The 26,978-nt window shown below is 62.0% G+C and carries 25 protein-coding genes and 1 pseudogene; 6 read left to right on the top strand and 20 right to left on the bottom strand.

Features of this window, described 5'->3' with window-relative positions; genetic code table 11:
* Positions 1 to 77 precede the first annotated feature (77 nt).
* A complete protein-coding gene (locus tag QLQ16_RS02950) occupies positions 78 to 965 on the top strand; it encodes a LysR family transcriptional regulator (RefSeq protein WP_283223196.1) in 888 nt (295 codons plus the stop codon).
* A gap of 33 nt (positions 966 to 998) precedes the next feature.
* On the opposite strand, the gene QLQ16_RS02955 is transcribed toward QLQ16_RS02950, so the two are convergent.
* The 4 genes from QLQ16_RS02955 to QLQ16_RS02970 form a co-directional block, all read right to left on the bottom strand.
* Entirely contained in the window at positions 999 to 2,066 is a 1,068-nt protein-coding gene (locus tag QLQ16_RS02955; protein WP_283223197.1) for an ABC transporter ATP-binding protein, read from the bottom strand.
* Between the two features lie 12 nt (positions 2,067 to 2,078).
* The gene (locus QLQ16_RS02960) at positions 2,079 to 2,933 is read right to left on the bottom strand and encodes a carbohydrate ABC transporter permease (RefSeq protein WP_283223198.1); all 855 of its coding nucleotides are present in this window, start codon (positions 2,931 to 2,933) and stop codon (positions 2,079 to 2,081) included.
* Positions 2,930 to 3,808: a carbohydrate ABC transporter permease gene (locus QLQ16_RS02965; RefSeq protein WP_283223199.1), complete on the bottom strand. Its 879-nt coding sequence runs from the start codon at positions 3,806 to 3,808 to the stop codon at positions 2,930 to 2,932. The genes QLQ16_RS02960 and QLQ16_RS02965 overlap by 4 nt, the downstream gene beginning before the upstream one ends.
* Positions 3,809 to 3,924: 116 nt before the next feature.
* Positions 3,925 to 5,163 carry an ABC transporter substrate-binding protein gene (locus QLQ16_RS02970; RefSeq protein ID WP_283223489.1) on the bottom strand — a complete coding sequence of 413 codons (1,239 nt, stop codon included), beginning with the start codon at positions 5,161 to 5,163 and terminating at the stop codon, positions 3,925 to 3,927.
* A 195-nt stretch (positions 5,164 to 5,358) separates the two neighbouring features.
* Here QLQ16_RS02970 and QLQ16_RS02975 point away from each other — a divergent pair, with 195 nt between their 5' ends.
* The 3 genes from QLQ16_RS02975 (at position 5,359) to QLQ16_RS02985 (ending at position 8,603) form a co-directional block, all read left to right on the top strand.
* On the top strand, positions 5,359 to 6,027 hold the full coding sequence (locus QLQ16_RS02975; protein ID WP_283223200.1) for a response regulator transcription factor: 669 nt from the start codon (positions 5,359 to 5,361) through the stop codon (positions 6,025 to 6,027).
* Between the two features lie 7 nt (positions 6,028 to 6,034).
* Positions 6,035 to 7,534 (top strand): sensor histidine kinase, encoded by a 1,500-nt coding sequence (locus QLQ16_RS02980; RefSeq protein ID WP_283223201.1) that lies wholly within the window; start codon positions 6,035 to 6,037, stop codon positions 7,532 to 7,534.
* Positions 7,535 to 7,616: 82 nt separating this feature from the next.
* A complete protein-coding gene (locus tag QLQ16_RS02985) occupies positions 7,617 to 8,603 on the top strand; it encodes a glucokinase (RefSeq protein WP_283223202.1) in 987 nt (328 codons plus the stop codon).
* An 88-nt stretch (positions 8,604 to 8,691) separates the two neighbouring features.
* On the opposite strand, the gene QLQ16_RS02990 is transcribed toward QLQ16_RS02985, so the two are convergent.
* Positions 8,692 to 9,714, bottom strand: a complete 1,023-nt coding sequence (locus tag QLQ16_RS02990; RefSeq protein WP_283223203.1) for a serine/threonine protein kinase — start codon at positions 9,712 to 9,714, stop codon at positions 8,692 to 8,694.
* Between the two features lie 101 nt (positions 9,715 to 9,815).
* Between QLQ16_RS02990 and QLQ16_RS02995 the strand changes: the two genes are divergently transcribed.
* Positions 9,816 to 10,235, top strand: a complete 420-nt coding sequence (locus QLQ16_RS02995) for a potassium channel family protein (protein ID WP_283223204.1) — start codon at positions 9,816 to 9,818, stop codon at positions 10,233 to 10,235.
* Here the strand turns inward: QLQ16_RS02995 and QLQ16_RS03000 are convergent.
* The 5 genes and pseudogenes from QLQ16_RS03000 to QLQ16_RS03020 all read right to left on the bottom strand — a co-directional run bounded on the left by QLQ16_RS03000 (position 10,229) and on the right by QLQ16_RS03020 (position 14,147).
* The gene (locus QLQ16_RS03000) at positions 10,229 to 11,035 is read right to left on the bottom strand and encodes a crotonase/enoyl-CoA hydratase family protein (RefSeq protein ID WP_283223205.1); all 807 of its coding nucleotides are present in this window, start codon (positions 11,033 to 11,035) and stop codon (positions 10,229 to 10,231) included. The two genes, QLQ16_RS02995 and QLQ16_RS03000, sit on opposite strands and share 7 nt — an antisense overlap.
* A gap of 36 nt (positions 11,036 to 11,071) precedes the next feature.
* Complete coding sequence (locus QLQ16_RS03005; RefSeq protein ID WP_283223206.1) at positions 11,072 to 11,323, bottom strand: hypothetical protein; 252 nt, start codon at positions 11,321 to 11,323, stop codon at positions 11,072 to 11,074.
* Between the two features lie 53 nt (positions 11,324 to 11,376).
* Positions 11,377 to 12,240, bottom strand: a pseudogene (locus QLQ16_RS03010) (3-hydroxybutyryl-CoA dehydrogenase); the annotation flags it as partial.
* Positions 12,241 to 12,407: 167 nt separating this feature from the next.
* Positions 12,408 to 13,214, bottom strand: coding sequence for an ABC transporter permease (locus tag QLQ16_RS03015; RefSeq protein WP_283223208.1), 807 nt, complete (start codon positions 13,212 to 13,214; stop codon positions 12,408 to 12,410).
* Between the two features lie 3 nt (positions 13,215 to 13,217).
* Positions 13,218 to 14,147 (bottom strand): ATP-binding cassette domain-containing protein, encoded by a 930-nt coding sequence (locus QLQ16_RS03020; protein WP_283223209.1) that lies wholly within the window; start codon positions 14,145 to 14,147, stop codon positions 13,218 to 13,220.
* Between the two features lie 178 nt (positions 14,148 to 14,325).
* Here QLQ16_RS03020 and asd point away from each other — a divergent pair, with 178 nt between their 5' ends.
* A complete protein-coding gene (gene asd / locus QLQ16_RS03025; RefSeq protein WP_283223210.1) occupies positions 14,326 to 15,183 on the top strand; it encodes an archaetidylserine decarboxylase in 858 nt (285 codons plus the stop codon).
* Here asd and QLQ16_RS03030 read toward each other — a convergent pair.
* The 10 genes from QLQ16_RS03030 to QLQ16_RS03075 form a co-directional block, all read right to left on the bottom strand.
* A complete protein-coding gene (locus QLQ16_RS03030; protein ID WP_283223211.1) occupies positions 15,180 to 17,048 on the bottom strand; it encodes a potassium transporter Kup in 1,869 nt (622 codons plus the stop codon). The two genes, asd and QLQ16_RS03030, sit on opposite strands and share 4 nt — an antisense overlap.
* A gap of 113 nt (positions 17,049 to 17,161) precedes the next feature.
* Positions 17,162 to 18,457 (bottom strand): glutamate--cysteine ligase, encoded by a 1,296-nt coding sequence (gshA, locus tag QLQ16_RS03035; protein ID WP_283223212.1) that lies wholly within the window; start codon positions 18,455 to 18,457, stop codon positions 17,162 to 17,164.
* Between the two features lie 93 nt (positions 18,458 to 18,550).
* Positions 18,551 to 19,831, bottom strand: coding sequence for a glutamate-5-semialdehyde dehydrogenase (locus tag QLQ16_RS03040; RefSeq protein WP_283223213.1), 1,281 nt, complete (start codon positions 19,829 to 19,831; stop codon positions 18,551 to 18,553).
* Positions 19,832 to 19,888: 57 nt separating this feature from the next.
* Positions 19,889 to 20,941, bottom strand: coding sequence for a DNA polymerase III subunit delta (holA, locus tag QLQ16_RS03045; protein WP_283223214.1), 1,053 nt, complete (start codon positions 20,939 to 20,941; stop codon positions 19,889 to 19,891).
* A 6-nt stretch (positions 20,942 to 20,947) separates the two neighbouring features.
* Positions 20,948 to 21,493 (bottom strand): LPS-assembly lipoprotein LptE, encoded by a 546-nt coding sequence (locus QLQ16_RS03050; protein ID WP_283223215.1) that lies wholly within the window; start codon positions 21,491 to 21,493, stop codon positions 20,948 to 20,950.
* 8 nt (positions 21,494 to 21,501) lie between these two features.
* Positions 21,502 to 24,297 (bottom strand): leucine--tRNA ligase, encoded by a 2,796-nt coding sequence (leuS, locus tag QLQ16_RS03055; RefSeq protein WP_283223216.1) that lies wholly within the window; start codon positions 24,295 to 24,297, stop codon positions 21,502 to 21,504.
* Positions 24,298 to 24,480: 183 nt separating this feature from the next.
* Positions 24,481 to 24,909 carry an ExbD/TolR family protein gene (locus tag QLQ16_RS03060; protein WP_283223217.1) on the bottom strand — a complete coding sequence of 143 codons (429 nt, stop codon included), beginning with the start codon at positions 24,907 to 24,909 and terminating at the stop codon, positions 24,481 to 24,483.
* A 3-nt stretch (positions 24,910 to 24,912) separates the two neighbouring features.
* The gene (locus QLQ16_RS03065) at positions 24,913 to 25,557 is read right to left on the bottom strand and encodes a MotA/TolQ/ExbB proton channel family protein (RefSeq protein ID WP_283223218.1); all 645 of its coding nucleotides are present in this window, start codon (positions 25,555 to 25,557) and stop codon (positions 24,913 to 24,915) included.
* A gap of 13 nt (positions 25,558 to 25,570) precedes the next feature.
* Positions 25,571 to 26,386: a 4-hydroxy-tetrahydrodipicolinate reductase gene (gene dapB, locus QLQ16_RS03070; protein WP_283223219.1), complete on the bottom strand. Its 816-nt coding sequence runs from the start codon at positions 26,384 to 26,386 to the stop codon at positions 25,571 to 25,573.
* A gap of 38 nt (positions 26,387 to 26,424) precedes the next feature.
* Positions 26,425 to 26,961 (bottom strand): outer membrane protein assembly factor BamE, encoded by a 537-nt coding sequence (locus tag QLQ16_RS03075; protein WP_283223220.1) that lies wholly within the window; start codon positions 26,959 to 26,961, stop codon positions 26,425 to 26,427.
* Positions 26,962 to 26,978 lie beyond the last annotated feature (17 nt).

The raw sequence follows: 26,978 nt of genomic DNA on the forward strand, positions 1-26,978 counted from the left end.
GTAAAAACCCGTTCCTATAATGTCCAATGCATTTTTATGCAAGTTAGCATGATTTTCAGTTATGGATTGGAATGCCCATGACCCTGGTTCAACTCAAGCACTTGATCGAGCTGGCCACCAGCGGCTCCTTCAGTCAATCGGCCCTGAAGCTGCACCTGACGCAACCGGCGCTCAGTCGCAGCATCAAGGCGCTGGAAGACGAACTGGGCCAGGCCCTGTTTGACCGCATCGGTCGCAAAAATGAGCTGACGCCTTTTGGCCAGCATGTGGTGCAGCGGGCCCGCGTGCTGGTGGACGAAGCCAAGGAGTTGCGCCTGACCAGCTTGCAACTGCGAAAAGGCGAGATCGGCCAATTCCGCGTGGGCATGGGCTCGGGGCCGGGGGCGATGCTGATGACGCCACTCTTGATGCTGATGGCCAAAGAACACCCGCAGGCGCAGATCGACATCTCACGCGGCAGCACGGCGCTCTTGGTGCAGGCCCTGCGTGAACGCACGCTGGACGCCTTGATCTTGGACATCCGTTCCCTGCAACCGGCCACCGACCTGAAGGTCGAAGCCATGCAGGAAATGAAAGGCACCTTCATGTGCCGGCGACAGCACCCGCTGGCCAAAAAACGCAGCGTGCCTTTTGAGATGCTGCTCAACTACCCGATCGCATCGACCCCTCTGAGCGATGAGGTGGCGCGCATCCTGATCGAACGCTTTGGCCCGCAAGGCCACCCCGACAAGCTGGTGAACCTGCGTTGCGAAGAAGTCTCAAGCTTGCTGGAGGTGGTGCGCCACAGCGACGCCATCGTGCTGGCCATCCGCGAATCCGCGCCCGACCTGGTGGAGCTGCCGGTCACGCCCGCGCTGAACGCCAAGGCCCGCTTTGGGCTGGTGACCATCGAAGGGCGCACCGAAGCGCCCTTCATGTCCAAGGTGCGGACGCTGATGGACCGGGTGATGCGCGACCGGGCCTGAGGCCCACGAGCGCCACCTGGGCGCGAAGCGCCTTCAGCCCACGCGTGCACCGCTGGCGCGGTCAAACAGGTGCGATGCGTCGGCGGACCAATGCAGGTGCACCGCATCGCCCACGCTCGCTTGCAAGACACCGGGCACGCGGGCCGTGATTTGGCCTGCGGCGGTGTCCACCGTGGCATAGGTTTCGGGGCCGGTGGGCTCGATCATGCTGAGCTTGCCGGGCAAACCTTGCGCCGCAAAACTGATGCTCTCAGGGCGCAGGCCATAAACCAGTTCAGCGTTGCCGTGCGCTTGCACTGCTGTGCGTTGGGCATCGGTGATGGGCAGTTCCACACCATGCGCTGTCAATGCTGTGCCCACGCGCTGTGCATCCACCATGTTCATGGCCGGTGAACCGATGAATTCGGCCACAAAACGGTTGGCCGGACGGTTGTAAATCTGGGCGGGCGTGCCGAACTGTTGCACCCAACCGTCTTTCATCACGGCGATGCGGTCACCCAGGGTCATGGCTTCGACCTGGTCGTGCGTCACATACACGGTGGTGGTTTTCGTGCGCTGGTGCAGCAGTTTGATTTCGGCGCGCATTTCCACGCGCAGCTTGGCGTCCAGGTTGGACAGTGGTTCGTCAAACAGAAACAACTTGGGGTCACGCGCCAGGGCACGGCCCATGGCCACGCGTTGGCGCTGGCCGCCCGACAGTTGCCCGGGCTTGCGGTCCAGCAGATGGCCGATTTGCAGCATGGCCGACACACGGTCCACCGCGGCTTTGCGCTCGGCCTTGGGCACTTTGCGGATCTCCAAGCCAAAGGCGATGTTTTGCGCCACCGTCATGTTGGGGTAGAGCGCGTAGCTCTGGAACACCATGGCGATGTCGCGGTCCTTGCTGGGCAGGTGGGTCACATCGCGCTCGCCGATGTGGATGCTGCCGCTGGTGGGGTGGTCCAGGCCTGCGATCATCGACAGCAAGGTCGATTTGCCGCAGCCAGAAGGGCCGACCAAGATCAAAAATTCACCGGCATCGATTTCGAGGTCAATGCCTTTGAGGATGTGGACCGTGTCGTTGTAGGTCTTGTGGATGTTGCGAATGGCGAGTGCGCCCATGGTGTTTTCCCTTTAGCCCTTGACGGCGCCAGCGGTGAGGCCGCGCACAAAATATTTACCGGCCACCACGTACACAAACAGGGTGGGCAATGCCGCGATCAGCGCAGCGGCCATGTCGACGTTGTATTCCTTGACGGCACTCGAGGTGTTGGCCAAGTTGTTCAGGCCCACGGTGATGGGTTTGCTGTCTGCACCCGAGAACACCACGCCGTACAAAAAGTCGTTCCAAATGTTGGTGAATTGCCAAATCAGCGTGACCACCAAAATGGGCAGCGACAGCGGCAACACGATGCGGCGAAAGATCATCCAAAAGCCTGCGCCGTCGAGCTGAGCGGCCTTGATCAACTCGTCCGGCAAGCCGATGTAGTAATTGCGAAAGAACAGCGTGGTGGACGGAATGCCCGCCACGATGTGCACCAGCATCAAGCCCCAGATGGAGCTGGCCACACCGAGCCAGCCGAGCACCTGGCTCATGGGCAACAGCACCACCTGCATGGGCATGAACACGCCAAACAACATGAAGGCAAACAGGGTCTCGCTGCCACGGAACTTCCACTTGGACAGCACATAGCCATTAAGCGAGCCGATCAAGGTGGACAACAAAACCGCTGGGACCACCATCAGCACCGAGTTCCAGAAAAAGGGCTTGAGGCCTTCGCACTGCACGCCGGTGCAAGCGGTGTCCCAGGCTTTGAACCACGCGTCCAGCGTGGGCGCCGTGGGCAGACTCAGCAAATTGCCTGCACGCAATTGCTCAGCGTCTTTGAGCGAGGTGGTCAGCATCACATACAGCGGCACCAAAAACCAGGCCGCGAACAGCAGCAGCATGGACCACAGGATGAAGCGATGAAAGTTCAGGCGGTTCATCGTTTGCTCCGCAATTCCGAATACAGGTAAGGCACCACAATGGCGGCCACCGTGGCCAGCATCACGGTGGCGCTGGCCGCGCCCACGCCGATCTGCCCGCGTGTGAAAGCGGTGGCATACATGAAGGTGGCAGGCAAGTCGGTGGCGTAACCGGGACCGCCTGCCGTCAGCGCCATCACCAAGTCAAAACTCTTGATCGCCAAGTGCGAGACCACCATCAAGGTGCTGAAAAACACTGGGCCCAGGCTGGGCAAAATGATGCGCCAGTAAATGCGTGGCAAGCTCGCGCCATCGACCTGGGCGGCCTTGATGATCGAATCGTCGATGCCGCGCAGCGCCGCCAAAAACAGCGCCATGACAAAGCCCGCGCTTTGCCACACACCGGCAATGACCACGCAGTAAATGGCCATGTCCTGATCGACCAGCCATTCAAATTTGAAATCGGTGTAGCCCCAGCTGTGCATCAGGTGCTGCAAGCCCAGGCCGGGGTTCAAGATCCATTTCCAGGCGGTGCCGGTCACGATGAACGAGATCGCCATGGGGTACAGGTAAATCGTGCGCAAGACGCCCTCGCCGCGCACCTTCTGGTCGAGCAAGATGGCCAGCAACACGCCCAGGGCCATCGCACCAGCGATGAAGCAAAAGCCAAACACGGCCATGTTCGTCATGGCCACGCGAAAGCGGTCACTGTCCAGCAAGGCGCCGTAGTGCTGCAAGCCCACAAACTCGTAGTTGGGCAAGATCCGCGAGGCGGACAGGGACAGGTAGCCGTTCCAGGCCATCAGGCCATAGATGAACAGCAGCGACAGCACAAAGCTGGGCGCAATCACCAGCTTGGGCAGCCACGCGGCTTGTTGGGGGGATGATGCAGACATGGGTGATCCAATCGAGACCGGCTCGGGCTGCAAGCTCGTGACCTGCAGCCCGGCGGCTAAAGAAAGCACAAGCCCGACGGGCTTGTGCGAGCCGACCGCACGGCCGGCTCAAAGACTCACTTGACCTTGGCGGCCGAAGCGATCTTGGCTTGAGCGTCTTTGGTGCTCATCTTGTCGTCGTTCCAGAACTGGCTGACCGCGTCTTGGATCGCGCCAGAAGTGGCCGAGCCAATGGCCATGCCGTGGGCCACCGAAGGCACCAGGCCGCCGCTCTTGGCGGTCGACACGAAGTCGTTGGAGCTGAGTTTGGCGCAGTCGTCAAACTTGGCCAGGTTCATGTTCAGGCGCACAGGGATGGAGCCCTTGTTCAGGTTGAACACTTCTTGGAAGTCGGTCGACATGATGGCCGAGGCCAGGTCTTTTTGGGCCTGGGTGTTGGCATCGTTTTTCAGCTTGAACATGGCAAACGAGTCCACGTTGAAGGTGAAGGACTTGGCGGTGCCAGGGGCAGCCACGCAAGAGAAGTCAGCGCCGGGCTTTTTGCCAGCCGCGACAAATTCGCCTTTGGCCCAGTCACCCATCAGCTGCATGCCCGCCTCGCCCTTGATGACCATGGCGGTCGCCAGGTTCCAGTCGCGGCCAGGTGCGTTTTTGTCGGTGTAGCCCTTGACCTTCTTGAAGGTGTCGAGCACCTTGGTCATGGTCGCGCCGGTCAAAGCGGTTTGATCCAACTGCACCAAAGCCTTTTTGTAGAAATCGGCCCCGCCCACACCCAGCGCCACGCTCTCGAAGGTGGTGAAGTCTTGCCAGTTTTGGCCACCGTGCGCGACGGGGATGATGCCGGCCTTTTTCAGGGCTTCAGCCGCGACAAAGAACTCGTCCCAGTTGGTGGGCACTTTGGCGCCGGCTTTTTTGAACGCGGCGTTGCTGGCCCACAGCCAGTTCACGCGGTGCACGTTCACGGGGGCGGCAATGTAGTTGCCCTTGTATTTCATGACGTTGGCGACCACGGGAGGCAGCAAGGTGTCCCACTTCTCGGCCTTGGCCACGTCGTCGATGTTGGCCAACACGCCTTCAGCGGCCCACTCTTGCAAAGCGGGGCCTTTGATCTGGGCAGCTGCCGGGGCATTGCCCGACACCACGCGCGATTTGAGCACGGTCATGGCGTTGTCACCGCCGCCGCCGGCCACGGCGAAATCTTTCCAGGTATGGCCCTTGCCTTGCAAAGTGGCCTTCAGGGCTGCGGCCGATTTGGCTTCGCCGCCGCTGGTCCAGTAGTGCAGGACTTCGACTTCACCGGCATGGGCTGCCAAAGTCACCACGGCTGCCGTGGCCAACAGGGTGCGCTGGAACATTTTCAAAGTTTTCAAGGGTGTCTCCTGGTGTGGGGGCCTTGCCCCGGGGTTGATGTTCGAGGCGGTTTTTGAGCTTTTCAGAACCTCGACCGCCGAATATTAATGTTTCATTAATTTATTAACACTAGTTTAAACCCTGAGGCCCAATTCACCAAAATCAAGGCTTCAGTCTGAACAATCCATTAAGCTTCGGGCATGAAACTGCTGCTTGCCGAAGACGATGCGATGCTGGCCGATGCCCTCACCACCCAGTTGGGGGGCGCCGGTTTTGAGGTGGAACACGCGCCCAACGGGGCCGTGGCCGACTATTTGCTGGGCAAGCAAAGCTTTGACATCGCGGTGCTCGACATCGGTCTGCCCATGCTGGACGGGCTGTCGGTGCTCAAGCATGTGCGCCAGACCCAACCGGCTTTGCCCGTGTTGCTCTTGACGGCCCGCGACGCGCTGGACGACCGCGTGGCCGGTCTGCAAGCCGGGGCCGACGACTACGTGACCAAGCCCTTTGATTTCCCAGAGCTGGTGGCGCGCTTGCAGGCCTTGCTGCGGCGCAGCCAACCGGCCAGCGCCTCGGCCCTGCTGGGGCGGCTGAGCCTGGATGCGGCCTCGCGCCGGGCCTTGGTGGCCGGCGATGCGCTGGATCTGAGCGGCCGTGAATGGACGCTGCTGGAACTGCTGGTCAGCCAGCAAGGCAAGGTGGTCACCAAAGAACAAATCACCCAGGCCTGGAGTGCCGAAGGCGGCGAGACCGGTGGCGGCAACTCGATCGAGGTCTACATCCACCGCCTGCGCCGCAAGCTCGAAGACGCAGGCTTGGTCATCCGCACCGTGCGCGGCTTGGGCTACCTGATGGAAGCCGAGGCCTGAGCCCTTCATGTCACAGGCGTTCCCCCCCACAAGCCCTGGGCAAGCCGGTGTCTCGCTGGCCCGGCAACTGCTGCTGTGGGTCTTGCTGCCGCAAATGGTTTTGTGGGTGGCCGGCGGTGTGGGCAGCTACAAGTTTGCGGCCGGCTACGCCAACCAGGCGGTGGACGACAGTTTGCTGCAGGCCAGCCGCTCGTTGGCGCGACAGCTCAAGCCCATTGGCAATGGCTTGCTGATTGACTTTCCACGCGCCGCGCAAGACGTGCTCGAAGCCGACCCCTCAGACCGCCAGCTCTACATGGTCAGCTCGCCCCCCGGACAGTTCATTTTGGGCAACCAGGCATTGCCGCCGCCGCCGGCTTTTTCAGGGGCAGGGGCCAAGGCCGAGCCGCAGCTGAACAAGCCTTACTTTTACGACGGCACCATGCCCGAGCATGACCGGGGGGCGCGGCACGCGGCCTCGGGCCAGCCGCTGCGCCTGGTAGCCTTGTACCTGCGCTTTGGCGAAGACGGCGCCACGCCCCAAACCATGCTGGTGCAAGTGGCCCGCAGCAGCGCCAACCGCGAAGAGCTGGCGCAGCGCATTTTGGTGGACATGCTGCTGCCCATGTCGATTTTGATTTTGCTGTTGACGGTGATCGTGTGGCTGGGCATCCGCGCGGGCCTGTCGCCGCTGGCACGGCTGCGCCAGCAGGTGGAAGGCCGTGCGCCGACCGATCTGGCCCCTTTGCAGCTGGCCTCAGCCCCGCGCGAGCTGTGGTCGCTGGCCACCGCCATCAACACCTTGCTGTCAGCGGTGCAAAACACGGTGGCCACCCAAAAGCGCTTCATTGGCGATGCGGCCCACCAACTGCGCACGCCCTTGGCGGGCCTGAAAAGCCAAACCGAGATCGCGCTGCAATCGACCACCGACCCCGAGCTGCGTGCCCGCTTGCAACGCGTGCACGAGAGCGCCACGCGCAGCGCCCATTTGGTCAACCAACTGTTGACGCTGGCACGCGCCGAGCCCGAATCGGTCATGGCGCAAGACCGCCAGCGCTTTGACCTGCACCGCATGGCCCAGACCCTGACGGCCGAATGGGTGCCCCGCGCTTTGAAGGCCCAGATCGATCTGGGCATGGACGAGCAGAGCACCCCAGCGGTCTGGGTGCATGCCAATGAGCTGTTGATCCGCGAAGCACTGACGAATTTGATCGACAACGCCTTGCACTACGCGGGCGCAGGCAGCCAAGTCACGGTGCGTGTGCTGCCCGCGCCGCTGACGCCGCCAAACTTGAACCCAACCATGGCCTTGCTGGAAGTGATCGACAACGGCCCGGGCATCCCACCGACAGACCAAGCGCGCGTGTTCGAGCGTTTTGTGCGGGCCACCGACGCCGGCCATGGCTGCGGCTTGGGCCTGGCCATCGTCAAAGAGATCGTGGAGCGCCACGCGGGCCAGGTGGAACTGGCCGATGCGCACCCAGGCCTGTGCGTGCGCGTGCGCTTGCCCATGGCGGGCAAACGCTGAACTCGAAACACATTGGTAACTTTCCGGAGCGCGCTGCGCCTTTTCGCCTGATACCCTAGCCGCCAACACACACATGGCCCACATGAACCACAACACCCCAGCCAACGCCCCACGCCTTTTGGGCGACATTGGCGGCACCAACGCCCGCTTTGCCTTGGTGCATGGCGATGGCACGCCCATCACGCAAGAAATCACCCTGCCCACCGGCCAATACCCAGACCTGGCCGCAGCAGCCCACGCCTATTTGAGCCAAGCCGGTCAACCCGCTGTGCGTGAGGCCTGCATAGCGATCGCCAACCCCATCGACGGCGATCTGCTGAAGATGACCAACAACCATTGGCAGTTCTCCATCGAAGCCACACGCCAGCAGCTGGGCCTGAGCAGCCTGCTGATGCTCAACGACTGGGAGGCCATGGCCATGGCCGCACCGGCCTTGAGCGACAGCGACCTCGCGCAAATCGGCTCGGGCGAGCCCGTGCCGAATGCGCCCAAAGGTTTGATCGGCCCCGGCACCGGACTTGGCGTGTCCTCGCTGGTGCGCTCACGCCGTGGCGACTGGGTGCCGATTGCGGGCGAAGGTGGCCACGTGAGCTTGGCCCCCACCTGCGAGCGCGAAGCGGACATCTTGCGCATTTTGTGGCGCAGCTTTGCCCACGTGTCGGCCGAGCGCGCTGTCTCGGGCATGGGCCTCGAAAACTTGTACCGCGCCATCTGCGAACTCAATGGCACCGCCGCCGAACCGCTGACGGCCGCGCAAGTGTCCGAGCGCGGCTTGGCGGCCAGCGATGTGGCCTGCGAAGAAGCCCTGGAACGCATGTGCCGCCTGCTGGGCAATGCCGCCGCCAACCTGGCCGTGACGCTGGGCGCACGCGGCGGCATCTACATCGGCGGCGGCGTGATTGGCCGCTTGGGCGACTACTTTGCACAATCGGGTTTTCGCGCCGCGTTTGAAGCCAAAGGCCGCTTTGAAAATTACATGAAGCGCATCCCGACGTATGTGATCCGCGCCGAGCAACCGGCGCTGATCGGCTGCGCCATGGGCCTGGGCATCCACCCGGGCCGCAGCTGAGGTCGACACGTCGGACCTGAAGGTACCGACCTACAACTCCCCCCGTAGGTCGGCGGCTTCAGCCCCGACATCTCACCCTCACAGCACCTCAAACGAACAACGGCTCTTCCTGCATTTGCTCGATCTGCTCTTGCAGCATTTGCACCTGCCCACGCCAATAATCTGGCGTTCCGAACCACGGGAAGTTGACCGGGAAAATCGGGTCTTCCCAGCGACGCGCCAGCCAAGCGCTGTAGTGGATCAAGCGCAAGGTGCGCAGCGGCTCGATCAGGTGCAACTCTGAGCGCTCAAAGTCGCGCACCTGTTCGTAGCCATCCACCAAAGCCGACAACTGCGCCGTGCGCTGGCGGCGATCACCCGACAAGAGCATCCACAAGTCCTGCACCGCCGGACCCATTCGGGCATCGTCCAAATCCACAAAATGCGGGCCACCGCCGGGCAAGTCGGTGGGGGTCCACAAGATGTTGCCGGGGTGGCAGTCGCCGTGCAGGCGCAGCAGTTGACGGTCTGTTGCGCCCTGCGCCATCTTGTCCTGAATCAGCGTCACGGCCTGTGCCAACGTGGTCTGCCATTCGCGCTCAACTTCAAGCGGGATCATCTGATGGGTTTGCAGCCACTCGGCGGGCTCCCGTGCAAAGGTCTGCACGTCCAGCGTGGGGCGGTGCGCAAATGGCTGCGCCGCACCCACGGTGTGGATGCGTGCCAGAAAACGGCCGATCCACTCCAGCACTTCAAAGTCGTCCAGCTCGGGCGTGCGCCCGCCGCGCAAGGGGCTGACCGAAAAATCAAAACCCGCGCTGTGGTGCAGGGTCTGGCCACCGATGACCAAGGGCGCGACCACCGGCACCTCGCCCGCCACCAATTGGGCGGCTAAGTCGTGTTCTTCCTGAATCTGCGCACGGCTCCAGCGGCCCGGGCGGTAGAACTTGAGCACCACCGCCTGATGCCCCTGCTCGGGCTCGTCCAGGTGTACGCGGTAGACGCGGTTTTCGTAAGAGCTCAGCGCCAGCAAACGGCCATCGGGCCACATCCCCAGCTCGGACAAGGCGTCCATCACCCGGTCGGGGGTGAGTTCGGCATAAGGGTGTTCAACGGTCGGTGTTTCGCGCATGCGTCGATTGTGGCGCAGTGGCTGCGCCTTCCAGAGCGTCACCGCACAAAACACGGCGCGACAACAGGCCCCCTCGGTTTCAAATGGGCGAAAATCCTTTGATGCGCAAACACCCTCGCCGGTTCAGCCGGATCATCCAGCAAGGCCTGATTTACTCATTGCTTTTGGCCATGACCATTTTGGGTTTGGGTGGCGTCGGCTTTTGGGTGATCGACCCGCAAATCCAGACCCTGTCAGATGGTTTGTGGCTGGCCTTCACCACGGCGGCCACCGTGGGCTTTGGCGACTTGGTGCCATCCACCCACGCATCGCGGGCTTTCTCGGTGGTGGTGGTGCTTTTGGGCTTGGCTGTGCTGTCGCTGGTCACAGCCTCGCTGTCGGCGATTTTTGTCGAAAAAGAAGTCGAAGCCGAAGACCGTCAGATTGAGAAAGACCTGATGCACGAGATCCGCCAGTTGCGCCGCGAAGTGGCCGATCTGCGCCAAGAGATCAAAGCGCGAGACAGCCAAACGCCTCACTGACCTGTGAAGCGAGCCGCGCGTTTTTCCACAAACGAGCGCACACCTTCGGCCGCATCGTCCGAACGCGACAAACGCTGCTGCACGCTGATGAAGTCATGCATGGCCACCAGCGGACCGTGCTCGACACCCTTGAGCACGTTTTGCCGCGTGGCCACCACGGCCAGCGGCGCTTGCGCGGCAATTTGCTCGGCAATGCGCATGGCCTCGGCCAGCAAGCCAGCGGCGGGCACCACCTTTTGCACAAAGTTCAGGCGCAGAGCTTCGGCGCTGTCAAACACATCGGCCGTGAGCAAGTGCAAGAGCGCATTGCCCATGCCCGCCCGCTCGGCCATGCGCAGCGTGGCGCCGCCCGTGGCCATGATGCCGCGCTGCACCTCCAGCTGCGAAAACCGGCAGTCATCGGCCGCGACCACAATGTCGGCGGCCAGCATCAGCTCAATGCCCAACGTGTAGGTGATGCCCTGCACCGCCGCCACAATGGGTTTGACGCGGCGACGATACCCTTCCATGCCCAAGTTGAGCGGGTCCACCAGACCCAGCGGCACCGACTTTTCGCCGCGCTTCATCAGCGGCGCAATGGTGGGCAAATCCAGCCCGGCGGTGAAATGGTCCCCCGCCGCACACAACACGCCCACGCGCAGAGCGGGCTCGTCGTCGAGCCGGGTGTAGGCCTCGCCCAACTCGCGGAACATCTTGGGCGTGAAGCCGTTGCGCTTGGCGGGGCGGTTGATGGCAATCTGAAGGACCGCACCATGCACGGTGCAATCGATCTGGCCTTCGGGGTGGGGCGTGGTGTTCATGGCGCCATGGTAGAGGCCAGCATGACGATGTTTCGTTCACGAAAGTGACAACGCGCCGAATTCCTTGCCGTTATGAGTCGGCGAGTAGCGCAGGGTTGAACGGATCAGGGGCGACGCGTGCTTGAGCGAAGCGAGTTTGCGGCTCACCCCGTTCAGACCGAGCAACGCAGCGTGCCCGGAGCGCCAGCGGAGGGACGGCGAATCCGGCTCGCCTTCTCTTTGCTTACTTTCTCTTGGCGAAGCAAGAGAAAGTAAGTCGCCCGCCGGGGCGAGACCCGGCTTGATCATGAATGGCGCACAAGATCGATGGACGGCCATCCAACGATCTTGCAACAAGCACTTCAGTACTTGTAAACACCCTGCCCGGTCTTGCGACCCAAGCGACCCGCCGCCACCATTTCTTTGAGCAAGGGGCTGGGGCGGTATTTGCTGTCGCCAAACTCCTTGAGGTAAACCTCCATCACGGCCAAGCACACGTCCAGACCGATCATGTCGGCCAGCGCCAGCGGGCCAATGGGCTGGTTGCAGCCGAGCTTCATGCCCGCGTCAATGGCTTCGGCTTCGGCCAAGCCTTCGCCCAGCACGAAAAAGGCTTCGTTGATCATGGGGACCAAGATGCGGTTGACCACAAAGCCGGGGGCGTTCTTGACGGTGATGGGCGTCTTGCCCAGCGCCAGCGCCATGTCGTGCACCGCGTCATGGGTGGCGTCGCTGGTTTGCAGGCCACGGATGATTTCCACCAGCGCCATCATAGGCACGGGGTTGAAAAAGTGCATGCCGATGAAGCGGTCCGCACGTTGCGTGGCGGCGGCCAGTTGTGTGATCGAGATCGACGAGGTGTTCGACGCGATGATCACGTGGGGGGCCAGCATGCCATCGAGCTGCTTCAAGATCTTGACCTTGAGTTCGTGGTTTTCGGTGGCGGCTTCGATGACCAGCTGAGCACCCTTGAGGTCGTCGTAGCTTGAGCTGCCTTTGATGCGGCCCAGCGCAGCGGCCTTGTCGGCTTCGCTGATTTTTTCTTTCTTGACCAGACGGTCTAGGCTATTGGACACGTTGGCCACGCCTTTGGCCACGGCCGCATCCGAAATGTCGACCATCACCACTTGGATGCCCGAAACAGCGCACGCCTGTGCAATGCCATTGCCCATGGTGCCTGCGCCAATGATGCCTACGGTCTGGATGCTCATGCTCAATCCTTGAAAGTGTGTATGGGAAACAAAGGGACGATCTTAGCGGGTGGATGGGGGCGGATTGCTGACACCTTTGCTGTGCTGACGGTCAGTTTTGACGCAGGTTGGCGCTTGAGCGTCAACCTGCTTTCAAACCTGACGAGGTGAAGCCACCCACCTGTTCCTGCATTTTTGCGACTTCAACTCCTGAACCGCTTGCGGGTCAACGCTAGCGCAATCCAGAACGCCACCACGGCGAACACCGCCAACACCAGCACATGGCGCAGGGCTTGGTCTGGCCAGCGGTCCAAAAACAGCGGGCGCACCAAGTCCACAGCCACCGACAGCGGCAGCCATTCGGCGATGGCGCGGACGATGGGTGGCAGCTGCTCACGCGGAAAGAAGATGCCCGAGAGGAACATCATGGGCGTGAGGAACAGCGTGAAGTAGTAGGTGAAGAAGTCGTAGCCTTTGGCCAGCGCATTGAAGATCAGCGCCATGCAGCTGAAGGTGATGCCCACGCCCAGCAGCACGGGCCAGGCCACCAGCAGCTTCCAGCTGTGGCTGATGCCCAGGGCCAGCATCACGCCCAAAATGGCCGTGACGGTGAACAGCGATTTGAACGCGGCCCAGAGCATTTCGGCCAGCACCACATCGTCCAGGCGCACCGGGGCGTTCATGATGCCGTCCCAGGTTTTTTGCACATGCATGCGCGAGAAAGCCGAGTACAGCGCCTCAAAGGTGGCCGCGTTCATGGCGCTCATGCAAATGCTGCCGCTGGCCAAGAACAGGATGTAGGGCACTTTCTCGCCGCCCAGCTCGATTTGGCCGACCAGCGAACCCAAGCCGTAGCCAAAAGCCACCAACCACATCAGCGGCTCGGCGATGTTGCCCACCAGGCTGGGGATGGCCAGTTTTTTCCAGACCAGCCAGTTGCGCAAGAACACCGGCCACCAGCGCATGGACAAGCGGGGCGCGGCCCAGATGTTGTTTTGGATTTGACTCATGGCTTAACCCTCTTCCCGAATCTGGCGTCCGGTCAATTTCAGGAACAGGTCTTCCAAGTTGGAAGGGCGGTGCAGCGTGCGCAAGTTGGGCCAAGACTCCAGCGCGTGCATCAGTGCGCGGCTGTCATGGGTATAAAAGAACACGGTTTCGCCGCTGACCTCGACCCGACCGGCCAGGGCTTTCAAGCTGGCTTCTTGCGCCAGCGCCACGGCCCCATGACCAAACACCTCGACCACCTCGGGCTCCAGGTGCTCGGCGATCAAATCGCGGGGTTTGCCTTCGGCGATCTTGCGGCCTTGGTCCAACACCAAAAGGCGCGAGCACAAGCGCTCGGCCTCGTCCATGAAGTGGGTGGTCAGCAAGATGGATTTGCCTTCTTGCAGCAGCACTTGCAGGCGCTCCCACATCAGGTGGCGCGCTTGCGGGTCCAGGCCGGTGGTGGGCTCGTCCAGCATCAAGAGGCGCGGCTCGTTGATCAGGGCGCGGGCCAGGCTCAAGCGGCGCTTCATGCCACCCGACAGCTCGCCGGGTTTGGCTTTGCCTTTGTGGCTCAGCGCCGCAAACTCCAGCAGTTTGGGGATGCGCTCGCGGATGGTGGCGGTGGGCAGGCCAAAGTAACGCCCAAACACCATCAGGTTTTCTTCCGCCGTGAAGTCGGGGTCCAGCGTGTCCAACTGCGCGACCACGCCCAGCTGGCCTTTGATGGCCAAGGCATCACCAGGCATTTGCAGGTGGTCGAAATAGCGGATGTCGCCAGCGTCGGGCACCGACAGGCCCAGGCACATGCGCAAGGTGGTGGTTTTGCCCGCACCGTTGGGGCCAATCACGCCCAGGCATTCGCCCGGCTCGATGTGGAAAGACAGGTCATTGACCACCGTGGCATCGCCGTAGCGCTTGACCAGGTGATCGACCGAAAGCAAAGGGGAGTTCATGCTGCCATTGTGCCTGTGCAGGCAAGGTCGGCGCTGAAGCTGCCGACCTACGGGACAGCACCGTTGCAGCCTGCGGTAGGTCGGCGGCTTCTGCCCCGACAGGGCGCCTGCGCCAGAGCCCATCGGGCGGGCCGATAAAATCGAGGCATTGTCTTGATCCGCCCTTGGCGGCCCCCTCATGTCTTCTTCCTTTTCTGACCGCCTGGCGGTCTTGCCGCAGTACCTGATCCCCAAACAAGCCCTGACCGCTTTTGCGGGCTGGGTGGCGGGCAGCCAGTGGGGCGGCGTGACCACCGGCATCATCGACCGCTTTGTGCGCCGATACAACGTGAACATGAGCGAAGCGGCCAACCCGGACACGGCCAGCTACAAGAGCTTCAACGCGTTTTTCACGCGCCCACTGAAGGCGAGCGCTCGCCCATTGGCCGCAGCTCCCTTTGTCAGCCCGGTGGACGGGGCCATCAGCCAATGCGGGGCGATTTCAGGCGATCAGGTGTTTCAGGCCAAGGGCCACAGCTACAGCACACGCGCTTTGGTGGGCGGCGATGCGGCGCTGGCTGCGCAGTTTCAAGACGGTGAATTTGCCACCTTGTACCTCAGCCCCCGCGACTACCACCGCATCCACATGCCTTGTGCGGGCCGCTTGAGCCGCATGATTTATGTGCCCGGTGATCTGTTCTCGGTCAACCCCACCACGGCCCGTGGCGTGCCGGGCCTGTTTGCCCGCAACGAACGCGTGGTGTGTGTGTTCGAAGGCGAGCACGGCCCCTTTGTGATGGTGCTGGTGGGCGCCACCATCGTGGGCAGCATGGCCACCGTGTGGCATGGCGTGGTCAACCCGCCACGCCCAGGCACCGTGCGCGAGTGGACCTACGAGATGGGCAACATTGACCTGGCCCAAGGCGAAGAGATGGGCCGCTTCTTGCTCGGCTCCACGGTGGTGATGCTGTTCCCCAAAGGGGTGATGCAGTTCAACACCGACTGGACACCCACCCGCCCCATCGTGATGGGTGAAGCGATGGGGCAGCGGCTTTAAATTTCAATCTTCGAGCCCAACTCGACCACCGCGTTGGTCGGCAGGTTCAAGAACTCGGCCGCCGCGCTGGCGTTGTGGTGCATCTGGGCAAAGAGTTTTTCGCGCCAGGTGGCCATGCCGCCGCCAATCGTGGGGATCACGATGTCGCGCGACAGGAAGTAGCTGGTCATCATCGGATCGAGTTTGTAGCCCTCGCCTTCAATGGTGGCCAAAGCGGATGGCAAATCGGGGTTGTCCTTGAAGCCGTAGTTGACGATGACTTGCCAGCAGTCATTGCCCAGCGGTGTCACCTCCAGGCGCTGGTCGGCGTCCAGGCGCGGCACTTCATGGCTTCGCACGGTGACAAACAGGTTGCGCTGGTGCAAGATTTTGTTGTGCTTGAGGTTGTGCAGCAGGGCATTGGGCACGGCGCCTGTCTCGGCCGTCAAAAACACGGCCGTGCCTTCCACGCGGGTCGGCGGCGCGATGAAGACCGCTTCCAAAAAGTCCGTCAAGCGCAGCGCATCGGAGCGCAGCGATTCATTGAGCAAGCGTCTGCCATCGTTCCAGGTCAGCATCAGGGTGAACACCGCAGCGCCAATCAGGAGCGGGAACCAGCCACCGTCAAAGAGTTTGAGCAGGTTGGAGGCCCAGAACGCCAGATCCACGAGAAAGAAAAATCCCGTGGCTCCAATGCACAGCACCAGGGGCAGCTTCCACGCGTAGCGGATCACAAAGAAGGTGAGCACGGTGGTGATCAGCATGTCGGTACACACCGCAATGCCATAGGCCGCTGCCAAATTGCTGGACGACTTGAACATGACCACGGCCATGACGATGGCCACAAACAAGCCCCAGTTCACAAAAGGCATGTAGATCTGGCCGGTGTCGGTCTCGCTGGTGTGCAGCACCTGCAAGCGCGGCAGATAACCCAGCTGGATGACCTGCTTGGTCACGCTGAAGGCGCCCGAGATCAGGGCCTGCGAAGCGATCACCGTGGCCATGGTGGCCAGCCCCACCAAGGGCAGCAAGGCCCAGTCGGGGGCCATCATGTAAAACGGGTTTTTGACGGCCTCGGGCTCGGCCAGCAGCAATGCGCCTTGGCCAAAATAGTTCAGCACCAAACAAGGCATGACCACACTGAACCAGGCCAGGCGAATCGGCTTTTTGCCAAAGTGGCCCATGTCGGCATACAGCGCTTCACCACCGGTCACGCACAAGACGACCGCCCCCAAAATGATGAAGGTGGTGCCTGGCTCGTTCCACATGAACATCAGCGCATAGTGCGGACTGATCGCGAACAAGATCTCAGGGCGCTGAACGATGTGCGAGACACCCAGCACCGCAATCGCGCCAAACCAGACCAAGGTGATCGGGCCAAAGAACTTGCCGATGCCCGCCGTGCCACGTTTTTGCACCCAAAACAGCACAAACAAAATCACCAAGGTCAGCGGGATCACCGATTTCTTGAAGGTGGGGGAGATGATCTCCAGACCCTCGACCGCCGACAACACCGAAATCGCCGGGGTGATGACGCCATCACCATAGAACAGGCAGGTGCCAAAGATGCCCACCATCAGCAAGACTTTGCGCAGTTGAGGCTTGTCTTTGACCGATTGCGAAGCCAGGGCCAGCATGGCCACCAGGCCGCCCTCGCCGTGGTTGTCCGCACGCAGCACCAAAACCACATACTTGACCGACACGATGGTGGTCAAAGTCCAGAAAAAGATCGAGAGGATGCCGTAAACGTTCTCGGGTGTGAAAGGCACATGGCCTGAGCCAAAGACCTCCTTCATGGCATACAGCACGCTGGTGCCGATGTCGCCGTAAACCACGCCAATGGCGCCCAAAGTCAGGGCGGCGAGTGAGGATTTTGTAGAAGACACAAAAAACGGCCTGACACAGGGTCAGGCTGGGATGACTTGAAGAGCGCTATTTTGCGCCCGATCAAGCGGGCATGTCACCGTTTTTGGCGACAATTTGTTGCGGTGCAGCAACTTCAGTCGTAGACCTCGGCCTCGGGATCGGTCGCTTCCAGCTCGTAACTGGCTGCCAACATGGCCAATCGGCCAATCACGCCGTACATGTAAAAGCGGTTGGGCACGCTGGCGCCGGGTTTGACGCCCGGCTGGGGCAGGTGTGGGCTCTCGGCAAAAGCCAAGGGCACAAAGCTGGCACCGGGGGCATTCAGGTTCTCGTCGATGCCGCGATCGGCGTGCACGCGGTAAAAACCACCCACCACATAGCGGTCCATCATGTAGACCACGGGTTCGGCCACGGCATCGTTGATGAGTTCGTGGGTCAAAACGCCTTCCTGAATGATCACGTCATTGACGGTTTGGCCGTCCTTGATGACGTTCATCTTGTTGCGGGTCTTGCGGTTGAGTTGGTCCAGGTCAGACACATCGCGCACGGTCATGATGCCCATGCCATAAGTGCCGTTGTCGGCTTTGACCACCACAAAGGGCTTTTCGTTGATGCCGTATTCCTTGTACTTGCGCTTGATTTTGGTCAGCAGCGCGTCCACATTGCTGCGCAGGCACTCCATGCCCGTGCCTTCAGCGAAGTTCACGTCGCCGCACTGGCTGAACATCGGGTTGATGAGCCAGGGGTCGATGCCCAGCAATTTGCCAAAACGCTTGGCCACTTCTTCGTAACTCTGGAAGTGCTTGGTCTTGCGGCGCACGCTCCAGCCCGCGTGCAGGGGCGGCAGCAAGAACTGCTCGTGCAACTCTTCCAAAATGCCTGGCGCACCGGCCGACAGGTCGTTGTTGAGCAAGATGGTGCAGGGGTCAAAGTCTTTGAGGCCCAGTCGGTGCTTGCTGCGCACCACCGGCTCGAGGGTCACGCTCTCGCCGTTGGGCAACTCGATGGTGGTGGCTTCCTTGATCTCGGGGTTGATCGAGCCGATGCGCACGTTCAGCCCCGCCATGTGGAAGATGCGCTGCAACTGCAACACGTTCGTCAAATAGAAGGTGTTGCGGGTGTGGTTTTCGGGAATGATCAGCAGGTTTTTGGCCTCGGGGCAGATCTTCTCGATGGCCGCCTGAGCCGCCTGCACAGCCAAAGGCAGCATCTCGGGCGTCAGGTTGTTCCAGCCGCCGGGGTACAGGTTGGTGTCCACCGGCGCGAGCTTGAAGCCAGCATTGCGGATGTCCACCGAGGTGTAAAACGGCGGCGTGTGCTCCATCCACTCCAGACGGAACCAGCGCTCAATGGCCGGCATCGAGTCGAGGATGCGCTGCTCGAGCTCGTTGATGGGGCCACTCAGGGCGGTGACAAGATGGGGAACCATGGGCGACCTTCAAATGAAAACAGTGAAATGATATGGGGCCGGTCGGCGCCAATACAAGCACCTACCGGACAAGGCCGCAATGTCTGCGTGCGTTCAGCGACGGATTTCGCCTTCGCCCAGCACCACGTACTTGAGCGAGGTCAGGCCTTCGATGCCCACCGGGCCACGGGCATGGAACTTGTCGGTCGAAATGCCGATTTCGGCCCCCAAACCATATTCAAAGCCGTCCGCAAAGCGGGTGCTGGCGTTGACCATGACGCTGGACGAGTCCACCTCGCGCAAAAAGCGCTGAGCATGCATGTGGTCACGCGTCAAGATGGCTTCGGTGTGGTGGCTGCTGTAATGGTTGATGTGAGCGATCGCTTCGTCCAGGCCTTCGACCACCTTGATGCTGATGATGGGCGCGAGGTACTCCTCGAACCAGTCCTGCTCGCTCGCGTCTTGCAGCTGCGCGCCGCTGACCTGGCTCAGGATGGCCTTGGACTTGGGGCAGCAGCGCATCTCGACGCCTTTGGCGGCATAAATGGTGCCGATCTTGGGCAAGAACTCCGCCGCCACGCCTTTGGCCACCAGCAAACTCTCGCTGGCGTTGCAGGGGCTGTACTTCTGGGTTTTGGCGTTGTCGGCCACTTTGACGGCCATGGCGATGTCGCAAGGATCGTCCACATAGGTGTGGCAATTCCCGTCCAGGTGTTTGATCACGGGCACCTTGGCCTCGGCGCTGATGCGCTCGATCAGGCCCTTGCCGCCGCGCGGGATGATCACGTCCACAAACTGGGGCATGGTGATCAGCTGGCCCACGGCTGCGCGGTCGGTGGTTTGCACCAATTGCACCGCATCCACAGGCAAGCCACTTTCGACCAGGGCTTGTTGCACCAGCTTGGCCAAGGCCTTGTTGGAGTCGATGGCTTCGGAGCCACCGCGCAAGATGCAGGCATTGCCGCTCTTGATCGACAGGCTGGCCGCCTCGATGGTCACGTTGGGACGGCTCTCGAAAATCATGCCGAACACGCCGATCGGCACGCGCATTTGTCCCACACGGATGCCGCTGGGCATTTGCTTCATTCCCAAAATTTCGCCGATCACATCGGGCATGGCCGCCAGTTGCTCGCAACCTTGCGCGCAGGTTTCCAACACTTTGGGCGTGAGCTTGAGGCGATCGACCATGGGCTCGGACAGGCCATTGGCCTGGGCCCGGGTCAAATCTTGGGCGTTGTCCTGCTGCAAGGCTTCGGTGTTGTCGCGCAGCAAGGCCGCCAGTCGGCGCAAGGCCTGGTTTTTGACGGCAGCTGAGGCCTTGGCCATCAAGGCTGAGGCTTTTTTGGCCTGCTGGCCCAAAGCCTGCACGTGTTCAGCGGTGTTCAGTTCGGTCATGCTGGCATTTTCGCAGATGCCAGAGTCCCTTGGGGTGCCGTACGCGTTCGGCCGAAATCAACGGACCAGGCACATGCGCGAAAAGCGCATGGCCAAACGGCCCAGGGCCTGCCATGGATCGGTCGGCCAATCGGGCACTTTGAGGCCTTTGACGATGCCGTCCACCTGGTGGGCCGATTGCAGCAGGCCGTTCAGGCGCGCTTCAGACAACCTGGGCAGCACGCGCTCGAACAAGCGCTCACGCGGACCCCACACGCGCTGCTCGCGCAGGGCCATGGGCAAGGGCTTGCCTGCGGCCATGGCGTCTTTCACGCGCTTCAAGGCGCGGATGTCTTCGGCCAAGGTGTAGTGCACCAGCACGGCGGCTTCGCCTTCGGCCTGCAAGCCGTCGAGCATGCGCTGCACACGCGAGACCTGACCGGACAAGACCGATTCGGACAGCTTGAACACGTCGTAGCGGGCCACGTTGAGCACCGCCGCTTCGACCTGGTCCTGGCTCAGCTCACCGGCCGGGTACAGCAAACCGAGTTTTTGAATTTCCTGGTGCGCCGCCAGCAGATTGCCTTCCACGCGGTCCGCAAAAAACTGCAGGGTGCGCTGGCCTTCTTCGCCCGCAGCCACGCTCTGGCCTTGGCGCTGCAGGCGCTGAGCGATCCATTGGGGCAAGGCGCTGCGGTCCACCGGATCGATCTGAATGGTGACGCCAGAGCCCTCCAGAGCACCAAACCAAGCGCCTTTGCGGGTGGCCGCATCCAGTCGGGGCAACAAGAACAAGGTCAGCGTGCTGTCGTTGCCCTGGGCCGACTCGGCCAATTGCTGGATGGCCGGGCTGCCTTCTTTGCCGGGTTTGCCCGACGGGATGCGCACTTCCACGATTTGCTTGTCGGCAAACAGGCTCATGGAGCCGCCTGCGGCCAGCACTTCACTCCAGTCGAAATGGGCACCCGCCACGGTGTGCACCGTGCGCTCGGTGTAGCCCTGTGCACGGGCGGCAGCGCGGATGGCATCGGCCGCCTCTTGCATGAGCAAGGCTTCATCGCCATGCAAGGTGTAGAGGCTGCGCAGCCCTTTTTGCAGGTGAGCGCTCAGCTGGGGAAGGGCCAGTTGCATCGCTTGTCAGGGTTTGACTGGTGCAGGTGCCGGCGCGGCTTTGCGCGGCTTGACGATCGACAAGCGGCGCATGATTTGCTGCACGATGTCCGTTTGCATGTCGCGGTACATCATGTTCATCTCGATTTCTTTGGACAGCGCGGCCGTTTCAGTGAAGCTCAAATCGCGTTGCTGGTACAGCTCCACCGGTTCGATCCACTCCTCGCCTTGTGGTGTGCGCAAACGGAAACTCACACGCAAGCGCAGCTGCATCTCCCGCACCTGGCCGGATGCGTTCATGCCCACGGCCACCTGCTGACGGACTTCGCTCAAGATGTCGAGGATGGCATCGACGTCGGGCATCTTCTTGGGGTCGGTGACCAAGTCAATCTGGCCCGAACCCAAAAGGTTGCGCCGCAACTCCACGCCCAAGGGCGAGTTTTCGGAGAAATTGCCGTACAGCGTCTTGAACGGGAAGTTTTGCGTCTGCCGCAGCGCAAAGCCGCAGCCCACAAGGCCCAGCGCCGGGGCAAAACCCAGAGCAGACAACAGTCGGCGGCGCGAGGCGTTCATGCGGGCTTTCAGACGACGATGTTGACCAAACGGCCAGGCACCACGATGACCTTCTTGGGGGCGGCGCCATCGGCTTGCTTGATGAAAGCTTCGCTGGCCAAGGCGGCCGCTTCGATCTGCGCTTTGTCGGCCGTCGCGGGCACCAAGATGGCGCCACGCAGCTTGCCGTTGATCTGCAGCATCAGCTCGATCTGGTCGCGTTGCAAGGCCGACTCGTCAACCGCTGGCCACGGCGCATCCAGCAATTCGCCGACAGCTTTGGCGTAGCCCAGCTCTTGCCAGACGGCGTCTGCGATGTGCGGGCAAGCGGGGTAAAGCATGCGCATCAAGAGCGACACGCCTTCGCACAGGGCGGCGGTGTCACCTGCGCTGCCATCGGGCTTGAAGTCTTCCAGCGCGTTGAGCAGCTTCATGCAACCGGACACCACGGTGTTGTACTGCATGCGCTCGTAGTCGTAGCCCACTTGCTTGAGCACCAGGTGCATCTCGCGGCGCAAAGCCTTGGCCGCATCGCCCAAGGCGGCTTGGCTCAGGTCTTGGCCTGTGGCTGAGCGCAGCAGTTCGTGGTGCTTGAACGCGAAGTTCCACACCCGGCGCAAGAAGCGGTAGCTGCCTTCCACGGCGGCGTCGTTCCACTCCAGCGTCACCTCGGGCGGCGCGGTGAACATGGTGTACAGGCGGGCGGTGTCGGCGCCGTAGCGCTCGATCAGGTCCTGCGGATCCACACCGTTGTTCTTGGACTTGGACATGGTGCCCACGCCTTCGTAGTCTATTGGCGTGCCCACGGGCAAACGGCCGTCGCCACTGTCGGCTTCGTTCTTGAGCTTGGCGCCGATGACTTTGCCGGTCTCGTCCAACACATGCTCGACGTCGTGCGGCCAGAAATAGTCCTTGCCACCCTTGGCGGTGCGGCGCGAATAGATGTGGTTGAGCACCATGCCCTGCGTGAGCAGCTTGCTGAAGGGCTCGTCGACCTTGACCAAGCCCAGATCGCGCATGACCTTGGTCCAGAAGCGGGCGTACAGCAGGTGCAGGATGGCGTGTTCGATGCCGCCGATGTATTGGTCCATGCCGCTTCCGCCAGTGGCATTGTTCTGGTCCCGCATCCAATAATCGGCGCCATCGGCCACCATCTTGTCCGAGTTGGTCGGATCGCAGTAGCGCATGAAGTACCAGGACGAATCCACAAAGGTGTCCATGGTGTCGGTCTCGCGGCGGGCGGGCTTGCCACACACGGGGCAAGTCACACCCGCGTGGAAGCCTTCGTGCTTGTGCAGCGGGTTGCCCGAGCCGTCCGGGATGCAGTCTTGCGGCAGCACCACGGGCAGGTCTTTTTCGGGCACGGGCACCGCGCCGTGTTCGTCGCAATGGATGATCGGGATCGGTGTGCCCCAGTAACGCTGGCGGCTCACGCCCCAGTCGCGCAAACGCCAAGTGGTCTTCTTCTCGCCCAAGCCTTTTGCGGCCAACAGCTCGGCCACTTTGGTCACGGCGGCTTTCTGGTTCAGGCCATCGAGTTCGCCGGAGTTGACACACACGCCATCTTTGGTGGCGTACCACTCGGACCATGCGGTTGCATCGAAGACCACAGAGGCCTTGGCGTTGCCTGCGTTGGGCAACGATGTTGAGCTTGCGTCTGAGGCGCCCGACGCAGGCGACGACAAGGCCGGAGCTCGTGCAGCGACAACCTGCTTGATCGGCAGCGCGTATTTCAAAGCAAACGCAAAGTCACGCTCGTCGTGCGCAGGCACGCCCATCACGGCGCCATCGCCGTAGCTCATCAGCACGTAATTGCCAACCCAGACTTCGACTTGTGCGCCGGTCAGGGGGTGCGTGACGAACAGGCCGGTGGCCATGCCCTTTTTCTCTTGGGTGGCCAACTCGGCTTCGGTCGTGCCGCCGGATTTGCATTCCTCCAGGAACGCCGCCAAAGCGGGGTTGCTGGCGGCCGCATGCAGCGCCAGCGGGTGCTCAGCCGCCACCGCACAAAAGGTCACGCCCATGATGGTGTCGGCGCGGGTGGTGAAGACGTACATCTTGCCGTCGCCGATCAAAGCGCCGTCAGCGCCAGCGATGGTGTGTGTGAAGGCGAAGCGCACGCCTTCGCTCTTGCCGATCCAGTTTTCCTGCATCAGGCGCACTTTGTCAGGCCAGCCGTTCAGCGTGGCCTTCTCGTTGCCGATCTGCACATGGTCCAGCAGTTCTTGGGCGTAAGCGGTGATGTTCAAGTAGTAACCGGGGATCTCACGTTTTTCAACCGGAGCGCCCGTGCGCCAGCCGCGGCCGTCGATCACCTGCTCGTTGGCCAGCACGGTCTGGTCCACCGGGTCCCAGTTGACGACTTGGGTCTTGCGGTAGGCGATGCCTTTTTCCAGCATCTTGAGGAACAGCCACTGGTTCCACTTGTAATACGTCGGGTCGCAGGTGGCCACTTCGCGCGACCAGTCGATTGCCAGGCCCATGGCCTGCATCTGCTTTTTCATGTACGCGATGTTTTCGTAGGTCCACTTGGCCGGGGGCACGCCGTTTTTGAGCGCGGCGTTTTCAGCAGGCAAACCAAACGCATCCCAGCCCATGGGCATCAAGACGTTGTAGCCCTTCATGCGCAGGCTGCGCGTGAGCATGTCGTTGATGGTGTAGTTGCGCACGTGGCCCATGTGCAGCTTGCCGCTGGGGTAGGGCAGCATGGAGCAGGCGTAGAACTTCTTTTTGCTGGCGTCTTCGGTGACGCGGTAGGCATCGCGGGCCGTCCAGCGGGCCTGTGCTGCGGGTTCGACTTCGAGGTGGTTGTACTTGTCTTGCATAGGGGTCGATTGTAGAGGGCGCTGGGTCTGGGGCTCGCTTGTTGGAGGTGTGTTGGGACCCGCAGGAAGGCAGACCCGAGCGCCTCAGACGCAGGCTCAACATCGTTGCCCGGGCCTGCCTCCCTGCGGGCACATGCGCCAAAGGTGTTCACCCCCCAGCTTTGCACCCGGGTAGGTGATGGCTCAGCGCTTGGGGCTGGATGGGGTATGGGCGACGAAGCCGATGCGGGTCAGCCCCGCTTTTTGGGCCAAGCCCATGGTTTCGACGACGCGGCCGTAGGGTACGGACGCGTCGGCACGCAGCTCCAGCTCGGTGTTGGGGTTGCGTTTGGCGGCCTCGGCCAAGCGCTGGCGCAGGGCATCGGGGGTGATGGGCTTGTCGGCCATATAGACCGTGCCTTGGGCGTCCACCACCAGCGACAGGGCCTGGGGCGAAGCGCCCGCCTCGCCGCCTTCGGCTTGGGGCAGATCCAGGCGGATGGCGCTGGTCATCAGGGGGGCCGTCAGGATGAAGATCACCAGCAAAACCAGCATCACGTCCACCATGGGCGTGACGTTGATGTCGCTCATGGGCGCATCGGCTTTAGAAGAGGACAGGCGGCCGAAGGCCATGGCTCAGTCTTGCGCGCCGGTCAGCAGGCCGCGCAGGTCATGGGCAAAGCCTTCGAGTTCGGCTTCGATCAAGGCCACACGGCGGCCCAGCAGGTTGTAGGCCAGCACGGCTGGGATGGCCACCGCCAGACCAGCGGCCGTCATGATCAGGGCCTCGCCGACAGGGCCGGCCACCTTGTCGATCGTCAATTGCCCCGCTTCGGCCATGCCGGTCAGGGCGTTGAAGATGCCCCACACGGTGCCCAGCAAACCCACAAATGGCGAAATCGAACCGGCCGTGGCCAACATCAATTGCCCCCATTGCAAACGGCGGACCACCGACTGCAAGGCATCGCGCAGCACACGGGTGAGCTGGTTTTGGCGGTCTCCGGCCGAAGCCAAAGTGCCGCCCACGGGCAGCAAGGTGGCGTCGATCAAGGGGGTCAAGCAAGCATCGCGGTCAAACTGGGCCACGCGTTGACGGGCCTCGTCAAAGCCGGGCGACTGCCAAAACGCCGCCACACTGCGGCGCACATCCAGCCCCACACGGGCGAGCAAACGCCACTTCCAAGTGATCACGACCCAACTGCCGACCGACAGCGCCAGCAACACCAGCGCCAGCAAACGGCTGACCGCATCGCTGTGGAGCAGGAAGTCGCTCAGGCTCATGGCGAATGGGGTCTCAGCGCAGGTTCAACACGTCGAACATGTCGAACAAGCCGCGCTGCTGACCGGCCAAGAAGCGCACGGCACGCAAGCTGCCTTGGGCGTAGGTGGCACGGCTGGACGATTTGTGGGTCACTTCGATGCGCTCACCGATGCCGGCAAACAGCACGGTGTGGTCGCCCACAATGTCGCCGCCACGGATGGTCGAAAAACCGATCGTGGACGGGTCGCGCTCGCCCGTGTGACCATAACGCTCGTACACGGCGCACTCTTTCAGGTCACGGCCAATGGCTTCGGCAATCACTTCGCCCATCTTGAGGGCCGTGCCCGAAGGCGCATCCACCTTGTGGCGGTGGTGGGCTTCGATGATTTCGATGTCGTAGCCGGTGGACAAGGCTTGGGCCGCCATTTGCAGCAGCTTCAAGGTCACGTTCACGCCCACACTCATGTTGGGGGCCATGACAATGGCGATGTCTTGGGCGATCTCGGCGATCTCGGCCTTTTGCGCTTCGCTAAAGCCCGTCGTGCCGATCACCGCTTTGATGCCCAGCTCGCGGCAAACCTTCAGGTGCGCCAAAGTGCCCTCAGGGCGGGTGAAGTCGATCAAAAAGCCCGCGTCCTTCAAACCGGCTTTCAGGTCGGATACCACCGACACACCGCTGGCCTTGCCCAAAAAGGCCGAGGCATCTTGTCCCAGAGCGGGACTGGCGGCGATGTCCAAAGCGCCGGACAGGCGGCAGTCATCGGTCGCCAAAATGGCTTCGATCAGCATGTTTCCCATGCGGCCGGTGGCGCCGGCCACGGCGATGGGCAAAGTGTTCAGTGTGGTCATGGCTTGTTCAAAACGGTTGGAGAGGCTGGCCCTCCGGTTTAACGGGCTGCAGGCTCCAGGGGCGGGTAGCTGCTGGGCAAAGGCGTTGGAGCCGGGCGAGAGGCTTGCGCATCAGGCTTGCTGGAGGGAAAGCGTTTGAGGTCGTCCTCGGTCGCTTCCAGCTTGGGCATGGCCCCCGTGGTGCGCGGACGCACCAGGCGACCGGCGAACTCGGATTCGCTGGGCAGCACATCGCTTTCGATCTGGTCGAGCACATCGCCCTTGAACACCACCGTGAGGCGAAAGTTCTGGGCAGGCACGCCTTGGCGCTGGATGCTGAAGACGTAGTCCCAACGGTCGGCATGGAACAGGCTGGCGACCAGCGGTGTGCCCAAAATGTCACGCACCTGGGCACGCACCATGCCAGGTCGCAGGGCCTGGCGCTGTTCTTTAGAAACAAAGTTGCCCTGCACCACTTCGGGCACATACGGCTTGAAGGTGTCCTGATGGACACTGCCGCAGCCACCCAGGCCCACGCTCAAAAAGAGCCCAGCGAGCCAAACGCGCGGAAAGCGAAAATTCAGGAAAGCTGTCATGGTTGAAGTGGGGCCGA

This window comes from Limnohabitans lacus (genome assembly GCF_030053395.1).
Lineage (GTDB): Bacteria > Pseudomonadota > Gammaproteobacteria > Burkholderiales > Burkholderiaceae_C > Limnohabitans_A > Limnohabitans_A lacus.

Excerpts from the sequence above, each read along its gene's own strand:
- QLQ16_RS03015 (WP_283223208.1), bottom strand. The coding sequence starts at position 13,214 with ATGAGTCAAATCCAAAACAACATCTGGGCCGCGCCCCGCTTGTCCATG.
- QLQ16_RS02960 (WP_283223198.1), bottom strand. The coding sequence starts at position 2,933 with ATGAACCGCCTGAACTTTCATCGCTTCATCCTGTGGTCCATGCTGCTG.
- QLQ16_RS02990 (WP_283223203.1), bottom strand. The coding sequence starts at position 9,714 with ATGCGCGAAACACCGACCGTTGAACACCCTTATGCCGAACTCACCCCC.
- QLQ16_RS03005 (WP_283223206.1), bottom strand. The coding sequence starts at position 11,323 with ATGATCAAGCCGGGTCTCGCCCCGGCGGGCGACTTACTTTCTCTTGCT.
- QLQ16_RS02950 (WP_283223196.1), top strand. The coding sequence starts at position 78 with ATGACCCTGGTTCAACTCAAGCACTTGATCGAGCTGGCCACCAGCGGC.
- asd (WP_283223210.1), top strand. The coding sequence starts at position 14,326 with ATGTCTTCTTCCTTTTCTGACCGCCTGGCGGTCTTGCCGCAGTACCTG.
- leuS (WP_283223216.1), bottom strand. The coding sequence starts at position 24,297 with ATGCAAGACAAGTACAACCACCTCGAAGTCGAACCCGCAGCACAGGCC.
- QLQ16_RS02955 (WP_283223197.1), bottom strand. The coding sequence starts at position 2,066 with ATGGGCGCACTCGCCATTCGCAACATCCACAAGACCTACAACGACACG.
- QLQ16_RS03075 (WP_283223220.1), bottom strand. The coding sequence starts at position 26,961 with ATGACAGCTTTCCTGAATTTTCGCTTTCCGCGCGTTTGGCTCGCTGGG.
- QLQ16_RS02980 (WP_283223201.1), top strand. The coding sequence starts at position 6,035 with ATGTCACAGGCGTTCCCCCCCACAAGCCCTGGGCAAGCCGGTGTCTCG.
- QLQ16_RS03065 (WP_283223218.1), bottom strand. The coding sequence starts at position 25,557 with ATGAGCCTGAGCGACTTCCTGCTCCACAGCGATGCGGTCAGCCGTTTG.
- QLQ16_RS03040 (WP_283223213.1), bottom strand. The coding sequence starts at position 19,831 with ATGACCGAACTGAACACCGCTGAACACGTGCAGGCTTTGGGCCAGCAG.
- QLQ16_RS03000 (WP_283223205.1), bottom strand. The coding sequence starts at position 11,035 with ATGAACACCACGCCCCACCCCGAAGGCCAGATCGATTGCACCGTGCAT.
- dapB (WP_283223219.1), bottom strand. The coding sequence starts at position 26,386 with ATGACCACACTGAACACTTTGCCCATCGCCGTGGCCGGCGCCACCGGC.
- QLQ16_RS02975 (WP_283223200.1), top strand. The coding sequence starts at position 5,359 with ATGAAACTGCTGCTTGCCGAAGACGATGCGATGCTGGCCGATGCCCTC.
- QLQ16_RS03020 (WP_283223209.1), bottom strand. The coding sequence starts at position 14,147 with ATGAACTCCCCTTTGCTTTCGGTCGATCACCTGGTCAAGCGCTACGGC.
- gshA (WP_283223212.1), bottom strand. The coding sequence starts at position 18,457 with ATGGTTCCCCATCTTGTCACCGCCCTGAGTGGCCCCATCAACGAGCTC.
- QLQ16_RS02985 (WP_283223202.1), top strand. The coding sequence starts at position 7,617 with ATGAACCACAACACCCCAGCCAACGCCCCACGCCTTTTGGGCGACATT.
- QLQ16_RS03060 (WP_283223217.1), bottom strand. The coding sequence starts at position 24,909 with ATGGCCTTCGGCCGCCTGTCCTCTTCTAAAGCCGATGCGCCCATGAGC.
- QLQ16_RS02995 (WP_283223204.1), top strand. The coding sequence starts at position 9,816 with ATGCGCAAACACCCTCGCCGGTTCAGCCGGATCATCCAGCAAGGCCTG.
- QLQ16_RS02970 (WP_283223489.1), bottom strand. The coding sequence starts at position 5,163 with ATGTTCCAGCGCACCCTGTTGGCCACGGCAGCCGTGGTGACTTTGGCA.
- holA (WP_283223214.1), bottom strand. The coding sequence starts at position 20,941 with ATGCAACTGGCCCTTCCCCAGCTGAGCGCTCACCTGCAAAAAGGGCTG.
- QLQ16_RS02965 (WP_283223199.1), bottom strand. The coding sequence starts at position 3,808 with ATGTCTGCATCATCCCCCCAACAAGCCGCGTGGCTGCCCAAGCTGGTG.
- QLQ16_RS03050 (WP_283223215.1), bottom strand. The coding sequence starts at position 21,493 with ATGAACGCCTCGCGCCGCCGACTGTTGTCTGCTCTGGGTTTTGCCCCG.